Source organism: Beijerinckia indica subsp. indica ATCC 9039 (assembly GCF_000019845.1).
Lineage (GTDB): Bacteria > Pseudomonadota > Alphaproteobacteria > Rhizobiales > Beijerinckiaceae > Beijerinckia > Beijerinckia indica.
This window is the reverse complement of sequence record NC_010581.1, coordinates 2,630,374-2,642,485: the sequence shown is the minus strand read 5'-3', so window position 1 is coordinate 2,642,485 and position 12,112 is coordinate 2,630,374. Positions and strand designations below refer to the sequence as shown.

Below are 12,112 nucleotides of genomic sequence, written 5' to 3'. Positions count from 1 at the left end.
TTCGGACTCTTGAATTTTTCGCGAGCTTCCCATTCGCCGACCCCGCCGGAGCATGTGCTAAGCCTGCCGCGCCTGTTGCATGATGCCGGCGACCAGGCTGCCAATATGGGCGCAAGGGGTCAGCGACAAAACGCTGGGCGCGCCCTCGCTGGTTTTCTTATCTGGATCTTGCGGTTGTGGCGGCAAGAGGGCGCTTGCAAAACCGAGTTTGGCAGCCTCGCGCAGGCGCGGGATGGCATGGGCGACTGGCCTCACGGCGCCAGAAAGCGCGATTTCGCCAAAAAAGACGCGATCGACCGGCAGGCTGACACCGCTGAGCGAGGAGACGAGCGCCGCCGCCGCCGCGACATCGGCCGCCGGTTCGCTGATCCGCAATCCACCCGCGACATTGAGATAAAGATCATATTGGCCAAGACGCACATTGGCATGGGCTTCGAGCACCGCGACGATCATGGCGAGCCGGCTCGTATCCCAGCCGACCACGGCGCGGCGCGGCGTGCCGAGCGCACTTGGCGCGACCAGCGCCTGGATCTCGACGAGCAGGGGGCGTGTGCCTTCCATGCCGGCGAAAACCGCGGCGCCTGGCGTCGCGGCATCGCGGCCGGAGAGAAACAAGGCGGAAGGATTGGCGACCTCGGCGAGGCCGCGACCGGTCATTTCGAACACACCGATCTCGTCGGTCGGCCCGAAGCGGTTCTTGACGGCGCGCAGGATGCGGAAGTCGCGGCCGCCCTCGCCCTCAAAGGAAATCACAGCATCGACCATATGTTCGACGACGCGCGGCCCAGCGATCTGCCCATCCTTGGTGACATGGCCGACGAGAATCACCACGACGCCGAGATGTTTGGCGAAGCGAATCAGGGTTTGCGCGGTGCCGCGTACTTGGGAAACAGTGCCGGGCGCGGCCTCGATAAGGTCGCTCCACATGGTCTGAATGGAATCGATGATGACGAGGGCGGGCTTTTTGCCCTGGCTGAGGGTTGCGACAATATCCTCGACGCCGGTTTCCGAAGCGAGTTCCACGGCACTGCCGCCAAGGCCGAGACGCTCGGCCCGCAACCGCACCTGCGCGACCGCTTCTTCCCCGGAAATATAGGCAATCCGGTGGCCCTGATCGGCCAGCGTCGCGCAGGCTTGAATGAGGAGGGTCGATTTGCCGATCCCGGGCTCGCCGCCGAGAAGAATGACGGAGCCGGGCACAAAACCGCCGCCTGTCACGCGGTCGAGTTCGCTCATGCCGGTCATGAGGCGCGGTGGCGGCGTATGTTCTTTTTCGGAAAGACCGGAGAGTGAAAAGATGCGCCCTTTGCGACCACCCTGCGCGGCTTTGGCGCCGATTTGCGCGCCGATCCCAGAGGCCGCGACTTCCTCGATGATGGTGTTCCATTCCCCGCAGGCGTCGCAGCGTCCCTGCCAGCGCTGCGTGATCGCGCCGCAGGCCTGGCAGACAAAAGTCGAACGCGGCTTGGCCATCGGCTGCTCAGCTTACAAATGGGTGTAGCGGCGATAGAAACGCGAGCCGAGATTGGTCAGGATTTCATAGCCGATGGTCCGCGAGCGCGTGGCCAGTTCATCGATTGAAATGGCCTTGCCGATCAATTCCACCGTGTCGCCCCGCATGGCTTCCGGCGCCAGGGTAATGTCCACGACCGTCAGATCCATGGAGACGCGTCCGACAAAGGGACAACGCACGCCCTTGACCACGACCTCGCCGCCGGGATGCACCTCGCTGCCGAGGGCGGAGCGCGGAATTCCATCGGCATAGCCAATGCTGATCGTGGCGAGCCGCCGTGGCGATTTAGCGAGATAGCGTCCGTCATAACCAACCGTCTCGCCCTGCTCGACATGATTGACCTGGAGGATCCGCGCTTCCAGCCGCAAGACACCCTGCATCGGATTGGGCCGGCCGGGTGCCGGGTTGCCGCCATAAAGCGCATAGCCAGGACGCACCAAATCATAGAGCGGCGTGCGCTCGAGAAAAATACCCGCCGAATTGGCGATCGAGGCCGGCACCTGCTTCCAGGGCTGGCGCATCGACTCGAAGAGGGAGACCTGGGTTTCACAACGCGCCAGATTGGACTGGCCAGACCAGATGAACTGGGAAAGAATCAGCTTGATATTCAAGCTTTCGGTCAGATCGGCGGCTCTTTCAATCTGATCCAGCCTCAGGCCGAGCCGGTTCAATCCGGTATCGAGCTGCAGGGCGGCGGGCAGCGTCTCGCCCTCGGCTGAACGGCGGCCGAAGAGGGCGCAGAATTGCAGCCATTCCTCGATTTCCGGCAGGGAGCATAAAACCGGACGCAGCCCATGCTCAAGATAGGCTGGCGCCGTGCCTGGCACGAGCCCGTTCAAAACATAGATGATGGCGGAAGCATCGATGGCCCGCGCGCGGCGTCCCTCAAAGACATGGGCCACGAAATAGGTCTTGCAACCGGCGGCGGACAATTCCCTGACAACGGGTTCAAGCCCCACCCCATAGGCGTCGGCCTTGACCACAGCGCCGCATTCGGCCTCACCGCAGACCGCCTGCAGGGTGCGCCAATTGCGCACGATTGCCGCGAGATCGACGGATAGCGTCGCGCCCGATTCGAGCTGAGAGACAGCAGGCTCGCGCAAGTCGTTCATATCCGCTCCGGCAGGTTTTCTTCATGCGCCAGATTGGCGAAACGGGTCATTTCGGCCTCGAAGGCCAGTTCGACTGTGCCCGTCGGGCCATGACGCTGCTTGCCGATAATGACCTCGGCGCGCCCATGGACGCGTTCCATATCGGTCTGCCAGGTCAGGAATTCCTCGCTGCCTTCACGCGGCTGTTTGTTTTTCAAATAATATTCCTCGCGGAAGACGAACATGACGACGTCTGCGTCCTGCTCGATGGAGCCCGATTCACGTAGATCCGAGAGTTGCGGCCGTTTGTCGTCACGCGATTCGACCTGACGCGACAATTGTGACAAAGCGACGACCGGCACATTCAATTCCTTGGCCAAGGCTTTGAGGCCGGTGGTGATTTCGGTCAATTCCTGCACGCGATTGTCACCGCGCGATTTCGAGCCGCCGAGCAATTGCAGGTAATCGACGACGAGCACATCGAGGCCGCGCTGGCGTTTCAGTCTGCGCGCACGCGCCGTCAATTGGGCGATCGAAAGGCCGCCTGTCTGGTCGATATAAAAGGGGATCGACTGCATTTCCCGCGCCGCCTCGACGATGCGGTGAAACTCCGCTTCTGTCATGTCGCCGCGCCGGATCTTGTAGGAGGCGACCGTTGATTGCTCGGCGATGATGCGGGTGGCCAATTGCTCCGATGACATTTCGAGGGAAAAGAAACCGACGATGCCACCATTGACGGTTTCTGCGCTGCCGTCCGGTCGCGGCCGGAATTCATAGGCCTTGGCGATATTGAATGCGATATTGGTGGCGAGCGCGGTCTTGCCCATGCCTGGGCGGCCCGCGATGATGACAAGATCGGAGGATTGCAGCCCGCCCATCATGCGGTCGAGATCACTGAGACCGGTGGCAATGCCAGAGAGATGGCCGTCCCGCTCAAAGGCTTTGGCGGCCATATCCACGGCCGTCGTCAAAGCGTTGGAGAAACTCTGGAAGCCACCATCATAGCGGCCGGTCTCGGCGATCGAATAGAGCTTGCGCTCAGCCTCCTCGATCTGTGCGCGTGGCGTGGCGCCCACGGGAGCGTCGTAGGCCGCGTTGACGATTTCCTCACCGATGACGATGAGATCGCGGCGCACGGCGAGATCGTGAATGGTGCGGCCGTAATCCTCGGCATTGATGATTGAGGTCGCCTCGCCGGCGAGGCGCGCAAGATATTCCTGCGCGCTGATGCCGCCAAGATCATGCTCGCCGAGATAGGTCTTGATGGTGATCGGCTTGGCGATCTTGCCGGCGCGGATCAATTGCGAGGCAATGTCGAAGATGCGCCGATGCAGTTCCTCGGCAAAATGCTCCGGCTTCAAAAAATCCGAAACACGATCGAAGGCGTCATTATTGACGAGAATAGCCCCGAGCAGCGCCTGCTCAGCCTCGATATTATGCGGCGCGGTGCGGAAAGCGGGCGCCTGAGGCGAGGCAAGGTCTAGCGTGGCAAAATGGTCGATCGTCACCATTGGGACCTGTCTTCAAGGGCCACACCCGGCCAAGACCCGGCGCGATTCGGTTGAGCGCGCCGGAGAGGGAAACCGGGTAAGGCAGCGGTGGAAATCGGAACCCCCAGTTTCGCATGCCCGGCGTCAGAAACGGAGTCTTCTTTTGGAAATGGATTTGATCGGGGAACTCCCGTCGCGGCGGGTATCGGAACCCGCCGCGATGGCTTTAGTCCAAAATCAGCGATCGCCGAGGCTGCCACCGGCATCGGCCAAGGCCGCGCCAATTTCGAGACCCAGTTCATCGAGATTGGTTTCTTCGACGACGTTGATTTCCTCGCCCTTGGCCTGGCGTTCAGCCTCGACCGGCGAACGGGCAATATTGACCGTGACATTGACCGAGACTTCCGGATGCAGAACGACCGGCACCTCATGCAGGCCGATGGTCTTGATTGGCGTGGTCAAAGCGATCTGGTTGCGATGGACGTCGAAGCCAGCGGCGATCGCGGCCTCGGCAATATCGCGCGGCGAGACGGAGCCATAGAGCTGACCAGTCTCACCAGCCTGGCGGATGATGACAAAGGTCTGGCCATCAAGCTTCTCGCCGATGGCGGCTGCCTGATCACGCAATTCCTGATTGCGGGTTTCGAGATGGGCGCGCTGGCTTTCGAAATGTTTCTTGTTGGCTTCGGTCGCGCGCAGGGCCTTACCACCCGGCAGAAGGAAATTGCGGGCATAGCCGTTCTTGACGCGGACGATATCGCCCATGTGTCCAAGCTTGGCGACGCGTTCGAGGAGGATGACATCCATGGGTTTGGTCCTTTTGGCTGGATCGGCTTGACGCGCGATCGATTGGGTTTCGACTAGGATCTCAAGGATTGGTTTTAACGGAGGAGGCTTTGCCGATGGAAAGAGCCTCCCGGCGTTTGCCGAGAGGGAAAATGGCATCGGCAAGGCCGAACAAGGTCAATGGCCAGGGCATGAGGAGCACGAAGACGAGATAGACGATGATGAGAAGGGGCACGCGAAAACTGGTGCCGCGCGTGAGATCATGAATGGCGGCAAGCCCTTGCAGGGCAAAACCGAGACCTGTGGTCACGCTGAAAATCAGGCCGATGAAGCCTGCTGGACCGCCAAGGACGCTCACCGCGCAAGCTCCGATGAAGACCGGCACGAAAATCCAAGGAAGGCGGAAAGAGCGTGGAATGTCTGGCCAAGCCCGCGGCAAGCGGCCAGACACTTGCACGACGCGGCCGGCGAGCCACAGATTAAGGAGGAACATCAGAAGGGTGGAGGCTGCCATGGCCGGACCAACGGCCAGGACAATCATCCGCGCTATGTCGGATTCCGTGAGGCTCGCGGGCCAATGCAGGCCGTTGGTGTTCAATTGCATGATCAGCGGCAGGATTTCCGCCACCGTCTTGTCGAGGGTCGCCTTGAAGCCACCCTGGCGTGCCCAGATCCAAAGCGAACCGGCCGTGACAAGCAGGCAGGAGGCAAAAAGAGCGAAGGTCAGAATACCAGCGAGAGGCCGCGATGGGCCGCCAAAGGCGAGCCATGATTTGGCTGGAGATCCGTTGGGAGCGGGGGAGACGCTTGATGCGCTTTTGCCGGACTGGCCCAGCAGGCCAAGACAAAAGGCCGGAACGCCGAGGCTGATCAGGTAGATGAGACCGGTTTTCGCGGCGCCGGCCAGGGTCTGGCGCGACAATTCGGCGGCTTCCTTGAGATCACTTGGCGCGATGCTCGCCAAGCCGACCAAACTCGTGACACAGAGCGCGCCGGTGACGACGGCAACGAGACCCGTGCTCACGCCGAAACCGAGCGTCGCGATCATCAAAGGCAGCGGTGAAAGATAGGCGAGCATCATCGATGCGAACGTGCCTTGCCCGGCGAGGCAAAAGAGCAACGCCGAGGCCAGTCCCGCGCCGAGCCCGATGGCATGCGGCGTACCGATATCGAATGAATATTTGTTCGCCATACCTTGCTGTCCCGCTCAGCCGCGGTTAGGGACGGGGCCGCGGCCGCCCGCCCCAGCGTAAGGACCTTCCGTTTGAAGGGAGGGCCCCAGGTGCCTGAAATTCCGATTCCCGCTTTGGGGAATCCGCAGCCGAGGTGCCACGATCCTCGATCCGCTGAAACAGACGGACCCTCTTCAAGAGGGACCGCCCTGATCGTCGTTAATGTAACCGCTGTTTAGCGGATCACATAGGGGAGCAGGCCGAGAAAACGGGCGCGTTTGATGGCTTGCGCCAATTCACGCTGCTTCTTCGCCGAAACCGCGGTGATGCGGGAGGGTACGATCTTGCCACGCTCGGAAATATAGCGGGAGAGAAGACGCGTGTCCTTGTAATCGATCTTCGGCGCGTTGGGGCCGGAGAAGGGGCAGGTCTTGCGGCGACGGAAGAAGGGGCGCCTGGGGGCTGCGGGAGTTGTCATCAGTAAAGTCCTTCCTCGCCGATATTATCCTCACGCGGGCGGCGCGGACCGCGCTCGCCTCTTTCGCCTCTCTCTCCCCGCTCGGGACGCGGACCGCGCGGCCGTTCGCCACGCTCGCCCCGATCATCGTCATCACGCTTGCGCATCATGGCGGAGGGGCCCTGTTCATGCTCTTCGACACGCAGGGTCATGAAACGCAGGACATCTTCGTTGATGCCCATCTGCCGTTCCATTTCCGTAAGGGCAGCGGCGGGCGCTTCAATGTTCAGAAGGGAGAAATGCGCCTTGCGATTCTTCTTGATGCGATAGGCGAGGGACTTCACGCCCCAATATTCGACCTTCGTCACCTTTCCTTGAAAGGATTCGATGACGGACTTCAATTGCTCGGTCAGGGCTTCCACCTGCTGGGCGGAAATATCCTGGCGAGCCAGATAGACATGCTCGTAAAGAGCCATGGATCCAGCCTTTCTTTGATGGGCGCTGTACTTCGGCGCAAAGCCCTTCGAGCCTGGTGAAAGGCCCGAGCAGACAACGAAGGCGGAGACACGGGAAGATGCGTGGAAACGCCCTCCGTTCAGCCCCCAGCCGAAGAAGCGAAGGGCGCTTTATAGCGGTTTTGCCTCCGAAGGCAAGGGTTTGCCGTTGCGAAAACGCCGTTTTCAATCCATCAGGAGAGATGACGACCCGCGCCTATCGCATGCGTTCGCGCTTAATCGATCGCGTGCAATCTCTTGCGTAATCACTTGCGCGTGAACGATCGTTCCCAGCTTGGGAAAAGCCGGCGCTGGTGGCAAGGATAAACCCGTTACGCTATGGGCGGCATGAGCATCAGGTCAACGAATGCATGATATCCCCAAGGCGGCGGTCGAGACGCCGAGCGAGACACCAAGTCTGACACAAAACCCGGAGGGGCCGGTCAAAAGTGCGGGCTCGAGCGCGGTCAAGGGCGTGATCAAGGGTGCAGACATGGCCTCGACCCAGATCCGCCGAGGCACGGCGGATTATCGCCGGGTCAATTTGGCCCTCGTCGCGGCAGGCTTTTCAACCTTCGCCATCCTCTATTGCGTGCAGGCCTTGCTGCCGATCTTCTCGCGGGATTTTGGCCTGAGTCCGGGAGCGGCGAGCCTTGCTCTTTCCGCGACTAGTGCAACTCTTGCCGTTGCTTTGCTCGGCGCCGGCCAGATTTCCGATATGCGCGGCCGCAAAGCCATGATGGCCCTGTGTCTGTTTAGCGTCGGGGCTTTGACCGTGCTTTCAGCTTTCGCCGGGACTTGGGGGCAACTCCTCGCGATTCGCGCCCTTGAAGGCCTGTTGCTGAGCGGCGTGCCGGCGGTCGCCATGGCTTATCTTGCGGAAGAAATTCATCCGAGCGATCTCGGCGGGGCGATGGGGCTCTATATTGCCGGCAATGCCTATGGCGGCATGACGGGCCGGGTGCTGGCCAGCCTCATCGTGGATTACATGGATTCCTGGCGAATAGCGCTTGGCATTATCGGAAGCCTCGGTGTCGCCGCCGCTTTGGCCTTTACGCTTCTGCTGCCACCCTCGCGGCATTTCGTGGCGATACCCCGGCCGCCGCTTTCCAGCCTGCATCACCCTTTTCTGCGCCATTTCAAGGACCCCGGTCTTCGCTGGCTGTTTCTCACATCCTTCCTGCTGATGGGATCTTTCGTCACGGTCTATAATTACGCGAGCTATCGTCTCGTCGAACCGCCTTTTTCACTTGGTGCCGGCCCGGCGGGAGCGATCTTTCTGGTCTATTTGTTCGGTGGATGGGCCTCCGCCTCCTTTGGCCGTTGGGCGAGCCGGTTTGAGCGGGGTCGGATGCTGATCACAGGCGTTCTATTGATGCTCTTCGGCTTATTGCTGACTTTATCCTCTTCCCTTTGGCTCACAGTCGCGGGCATTACATGCGTCACCATCGGTTTTTTCGGTGGTCATGCTGTGGCAAGCGGCTGGGTCGGGCAACGTGCCGAAATAGCCCGGGCGCAAGCGGCCTCGCTCTATCTGTTCAACTATTACATGGGTTCGAGCATAATCGGTTCGCTTGGCGGCTGGTTCTATGCGGGGGCAGGCTGGACGGGGCTCGCCATCCTCATTGGCTGTCTTTTGCTCGTCGCTTTGTTCGTGGCGACACGGCTTGCTCGCATTGAGCAGGTAAAGCCAATAAGCACTACGCGGGTGTAAAAAAGGGGCGAGACCGAATAATCAAATACACGGTCCCCATTCGCCGTTGGCGCGGATACGCCAGGCCTTAAGACCAGCCTTGGCCACGACGATGCGTCCAGCCTTCGCCATGGCGAGAAGATGTTTGAAGACGAGCGGATGACGCCAGGCCATGGGCCGCGCGGGATCACAGACCGCGCGGTATTCGTCCGAATCGGGATCTTCCATCAAAAGTGTGCCGACGCGATCGGGGCGCAGCATCGGGCCTAAGGCACGGTCGCCTCTCCACAGACATTCATAATCGCGGCAGACGTCCGGGCGCGTCGCATAGATGGCGCACCCTTGTTCTTGCGCGCAATGCGCGCACCAAATGCCGGCCGATTTCTGGAATTCGGTGATCTCGAGGATTTTGCAGCACAAGCTGCAGGGACCGCAGTCTTTTCCGGGAATGGTCGGCATGGCTGACCTGTATGATTTAAGAACGAAGGTTACAGAACGATTCGCCTTTTTCCGGCGAAAGAAACACGGGTCAAAAGATGGAGGCATGCTTTCCGTGGCAGGAATGCGCACCCTTGCCGCTTGACTTCACGGGCAGGGAATGCCACTCGCTCCCGCTCCAATTGGAGGGAGATGGGCCAAGCCATGTCCAAGGCATTTGTTTTTCCCGGCCAAGGATCACAAGCGGTCGGCATGGGCAAGGCTCTTTATGAGAGCTTCGCACCGGCTCGCGCGGTCTTCGACGAAGTCGACGAGGCTTTGGGAGAGAGATTATCGACCCTGATATTCGAGGGGCCGGAAGCGGATTTGACTCTGACCGCCAACGCGCAGCCCGCCTTGATGGCGGTAAGTCTCGCTGTGGTGCGCGTGCTCGAGGCGGAGGCAGATCTCGATCTCGCCCGCGACGCCACCTATGTCGCCGGTCATTCGCTCGGTGAATATTCGGCGCTCGCGGCGGCGGGATCCTTGACGCTTGCCACAACCGCCCGCTTGCTGCGGCAGCGCGGCGCGGCCATGCAAAGCGCCGTACCGGTCGGGGTCGGTGCCATGGCGGCTTTGCTCGGCCTCGATTATGAGACTGGTCTCGCCGTGACGAAACAGGCGGAGGCGGAGACCGGCGAAAATGCGGTCTGTGCGATTGCCAATGACAATGGGGGTGGCCAGGTCGTCGCCTCCGGGTCGAAGGCGGCGGTCATGCGGGCCATGGAAATCGCCAAGGAGAAAGGCGCCAAGCGCTCGATGCTCCTGCCAGTTTCGGCGCCTTTCCATTGTCCCTTGATGGCGCCGGCGGCGGCGGTCATGGCCGAGGCCCTGGCGGAGGTGTCTATTCGTCCGCCTTGTGTGCCGCTGGTCGCTAATGTCATTGCCGCGCCGGTGACGGATCCGGAAAAGATCCGATCCCTGCTCGTGAGCCAGGTGACCGGGACGGTGCGTTGGCGTGAAAGCGTGGCCTTCATGGCGGCTGAAGGGGTCGATCTCTTCATCGAATGTGGCTCTGGCAAGGTCCTCACGGGTCTGTTGAAGCGGATCGCGCCGCAGGCCCGGGGTCTGACGATCGGCCAACCCGCCGATCTTGAGGCTTTGCGGGCCGAGAGCGAAAAAGTTTGAGGCGCTTATAAAGGCTCACCGAGAGCCTGTGGTATCGCCTTGTCGTATCTTCTCCCTCCTGGAGCCATTCATTCATGTTCGATCTGACCGGCAAGACAGCTCTCGTGACGGGGGCGAGCGGTGGTCTCGGCCAGGCCATTGCCCGCGCTTTGCATCGCCAGGGCGCAGTCGTCGCCTTGTCTGGCACCCGCCGCGAACAGCTCGAAGGCCTTGCGGCGGAACTGGAAAATAATGTTCACGTCCTGCCTTGCGATCTGAGCGATTCGGCGGCCGTCGAGGCTCTGGTGCCGGCGGCGGAGGCGGCGCTCGGCTCGCTCGACATTCTGGTCAACAACGCCGGTATCACCAGGGACAATCTCTTCATGCGCATGAAGGATTCCGAATGGGATGCTGTGCTCGCCGTCAATTTGACGGCCACCTTCAGGCTCGCGCGCGCAAGCCTGAAAGGCATGATGAAACGCCGCTACGGGCGGATCATCGGTGTCACCTCGGTGGTCGGCGTGACGGGAAATGCGGGGCAGGGGAATTACGCGGCCTCGAAAGCCGGCATGATCGGCATGTCGAAGAGCCTCGCAGCGGAGGTCGCGAGCCGCAATGTCACCGTGAATTGCGTGGCGCCGGGGTTCATCGAAAGCCCGATGACAGCGGTTTTGAACGAAAAGCAGAAAGCGGCTATTCTCGCGAATGTTCCGATGGGCCGGCTCGGAACCGGCGATGACGTGGCGGCGGCTATTGTCTATCTGGCCAGTTCGGAAGCCTCCTACGTCACTGGCCAAACCCTCCATGTTAATGGGGGAATGGCAATGATTTAAGGGGTTTATCCGTTTTTCATGGCGGTTCTCCGGGGCTCTCGCCAACGGGGATGAAGTATGTTACCAACCGCAGGTAAGCTGGGGTCATCGGTCTCCGGATCATTGATTTCAAGGACGAGGAAACGGGCTTGTTTCCTTGCACTCCTCCCCGGCGATCATTAAGGACTTCCTTCAGAACATCACTGAAAGATCGGATGCGTCGTGGGCGGCAATTTACACCGCGCATCGAAATGGCCTATGTCGGCAACAGTATAAAGGACGAGGATCAAACGACCATGAGCGATGTCGCCGAGCGCGTGAAGAAGATTGTGATAGAACATCTCGGTGTCGATGCGGATAAAGTTGTCGACGACGCCAATTTTATCGAGGATCTCGGAGCGGATTCCCTCGACACGGTGGAACTCGTCATGGCCTTCGAGGAAGAGTTCAGCGTCGAAATCCCTGATGACGCGGCCGAGACGATCGTGACGGTCGGCGATGCCATCCGTTTCCTCAAAAAGGCTACGGCTGCCTGAACGGCATTAACTTCGCTTCGTAGGGCCACGGTCTCTCCCAACATATCCGCGCGCAAGGTTTTCGCCTTTGGGTCAAAGGCCAGGACCCGATCCCACCAATGGTTGTAATCCGCGCTGGAAACCAAGCCCATCGTGATCGCCGGCATTTTGTCGCTTGCTGGCGCGCGCCAGGGCGTGGAGAGGGGAAAGATCAGGCATCGCGAGGAAAAGCCGAAATTCGGAAGCCTGCCTCTTGTCAATGAGGATTTGGCATCCATTTTCGATGAAAATAATCTCGCGCGTGATCGGATTCCTCCGGTCACGCCACAATCGATTAAAGTGGACGAGATCAAAAGCGTTCCATCACGAAGCATTCCATTCAGAAATATCTTGCCAGAAATATCTTGTGCGCATGCACACGATTGGCCTTCGACCGTGCTGCGGGTACATCAGAGGCCTTTCGAGTTGATACTACGCTAGAGTCAAAGAGATAGAGAGCCTTTCC

General features: G+C 60.4%; 13 protein-coding genes. 5 read left to right on the top strand and 8 right to left on the bottom strand.

The window, feature by feature from the left end; all coding sequences use genetic code 11:
- Positions 1–57: 57 nt before the first annotated feature.
- The 7 genes from radA to rpsF form a co-directional block, all read right to left on the bottom strand.
- Positions 58–1,473, bottom strand: coding sequence for a DNA repair protein RadA (radA, locus tag BIND_RS11675; protein WP_012385275.1), 1,416 nt, complete (start codon positions 1,471–1,473; stop codon positions 58–60).
- 12 nt (positions 1,474–1,485) lie between these two features.
- Positions 1,486–2,625 (bottom strand): alanine racemase, encoded by a 1,140-nt coding sequence (alr, locus tag BIND_RS11670; protein WP_012385274.1) that lies wholly within the window; start codon positions 2,623–2,625, stop codon positions 1,486–1,488.
- Entirely contained in the window at positions 2,622–4,115 is a 1,494-nt protein-coding gene (locus BIND_RS11665; RefSeq protein WP_012385273.1) for a replicative DNA helicase, read from the bottom strand. Before BIND_RS11665 ends, alr begins: the two co-directional genes overlap by 4 nt.
- A 216-nt stretch (positions 4,116–4,331) precedes the next feature.
- Complete coding sequence (gene rplI / locus BIND_RS11660) at positions 4,332–4,901, bottom strand: 50S ribosomal protein L9 (RefSeq protein ID WP_012385272.1); 570 nt, start codon at positions 4,899–4,901, stop codon at positions 4,332–4,334.
- Positions 4,902–4,962: 61 nt separating this feature from the next.
- Positions 4,963–6,072, bottom strand: coding sequence for a DUF2232 domain-containing protein (locus tag BIND_RS11655; RefSeq protein WP_012385271.1), 1,110 nt, complete (start codon positions 6,070–6,072; stop codon positions 4,963–4,965).
- Positions 6,073–6,287: 215 nt separating this feature from the next.
- Positions 6,288–6,530 carry a 30S ribosomal protein S18 gene (gene rpsR, locus BIND_RS11650; RefSeq protein WP_012385270.1) on the bottom strand — a complete coding sequence of 81 codons (243 nt, stop codon included), beginning with the start codon at positions 6,528–6,530 and terminating at the stop codon, positions 6,288–6,290.
- Entirely contained in the window at positions 6,530–6,985 is a 456-nt protein-coding gene (gene rpsF / locus BIND_RS11645; RefSeq protein ID WP_012385269.1) for a 30S ribosomal protein S6, read from the bottom strand. The genes rpsR and rpsF overlap by 1 nt, the downstream gene beginning before the upstream one ends.
- A gap of 385 nt (positions 6,986–7,370) precedes the next feature.
- Between rpsF and BIND_RS11640 the strand changes: the two genes are divergently transcribed.
- A complete protein-coding gene (locus BIND_RS11640) occupies positions 7,371–8,717 on the top strand; it encodes an MFS transporter (protein WP_012385268.1) in 1,347 nt (448 codons plus the stop codon).
- Positions 8,718–8,738: 21 nt separating this feature from the next.
- Here BIND_RS11640 and BIND_RS11635 read toward each other — a convergent pair whose 3' ends face one another.
- The gene (locus BIND_RS11635) at positions 8,739–9,155 is read right to left on the bottom strand and encodes a hypothetical protein (protein WP_012385267.1); all 417 of its coding nucleotides are present in this window, start codon (positions 9,153–9,155) and stop codon (positions 8,739–8,741) included.
- A 183-nt stretch (positions 9,156–9,338) separates the two neighbouring features.
- Here BIND_RS11635 and fabD point away from each other — a divergent pair, with 183 nt between their 5' ends.
- The 4 genes from fabD to BIND_RS11615 all read left to right on the top strand — a co-directional run bounded on the left by fabD (position 9,339) and on the right by BIND_RS11615 (position 12,087).
- On the top strand, positions 9,339–10,301 hold the full coding sequence (gene fabD, locus BIND_RS11630; protein WP_041778749.1) for an ACP S-malonyltransferase: 963 nt from the start codon (positions 9,339–9,341) through the stop codon (positions 10,299–10,301).
- 74 nt (positions 10,302–10,375) lie between these two features.
- On the top strand, positions 10,376–11,113 hold the full coding sequence (fabG, locus tag BIND_RS11625) for a 3-oxoacyl-[acyl-carrier-protein] reductase (RefSeq protein WP_012385265.1): 738 nt from the start codon (positions 10,376–10,378) through the stop codon (positions 11,111–11,113).
- A 275-nt stretch (positions 11,114–11,388) separates the two neighbouring features.
- Positions 11,389–11,628: an acyl carrier protein gene (locus BIND_RS11620; protein ID WP_041778748.1), complete on the top strand. Its 240-nt coding sequence runs from the start codon at positions 11,389–11,391 to the stop codon at positions 11,626–11,628.
- A 132-nt stretch (positions 11,629–11,760) separates the two neighbouring features.
- A complete protein-coding gene (locus BIND_RS11615; protein WP_041778060.1) occupies positions 11,761–12,087 on the top strand; it encodes a hypothetical protein in 327 nt (108 codons plus the stop codon).
- The last annotated feature ends 25 nt before the right edge of the window (positions 12,088–12,112 follow it).

Bases quoted from the DNA above. Each gene is read 5' to 3' on its own strand.
- radA (WP_012385275.1), bottom strand. From the start codon at position 1,473: ATGGCCAAGCCGCGTTCGACTTTTGTCTGCCAGGCCTGCGGCGCGATC.
- alr (WP_012385274.1), bottom strand. From the start codon at position 2,625: ATGAACGACTTGCGCGAGCCTGCTGTCTCTCAGCTCGAATCGGGCGCG.
- BIND_RS11665 (WP_012385273.1), bottom strand. From the start codon at position 4,115: ATGGTGACGATCGACCATTTTGCCACGCTAGACCTTGCCTCGCCTCAG.
- rplI (WP_012385272.1), bottom strand. From the start codon at position 4,901: ATGGATGTCATCCTCCTCGAACGCGTCGCCAAGCTTGGACACATGGGC.
- BIND_RS11655 (WP_012385271.1), bottom strand. From the start codon at position 6,072: ATGGCGAACAAATATTCATTCGATATCGGTACGCCGCATGCCATCGGG.
- rpsR (WP_012385270.1), bottom strand. From the start codon at position 6,530: ATGACAACTCCCGCAGCCCCCAGGCGCCCCTTCTTCCGTCGCCGCAAG.
- rpsF (WP_012385269.1), bottom strand. From the start codon at position 6,985: ATGGCTCTTTACGAGCATGTCTATCTGGCTCGCCAGGATATTTCCGCC.
- BIND_RS11640 (WP_012385268.1), top strand. From the start codon at position 7,371: ATGCATGATATCCCCAAGGCGGCGGTCGAGACGCCGAGCGAGACACCA.
- BIND_RS11635 (WP_012385267.1), bottom strand. From the start codon at position 9,155: ATGCCGACCATTCCCGGAAAAGACTGCGGTCCCTGCAGCTTGTGCTGC.
- fabD (WP_041778749.1), top strand. From the start codon at position 9,339: ATGTCCAAGGCATTTGTTTTTCCCGGCCAAGGATCACAAGCGGTCGGC.
- fabG (WP_012385265.1), top strand. From the start codon at position 10,376: ATGTTCGATCTGACCGGCAAGACAGCTCTCGTGACGGGGGCGAGCGGT.
- BIND_RS11620 (WP_041778748.1), top strand. From the start codon at position 11,389: ATGAGCGATGTCGCCGAGCGCGTGAAGAAGATTGTGATAGAACATCTC.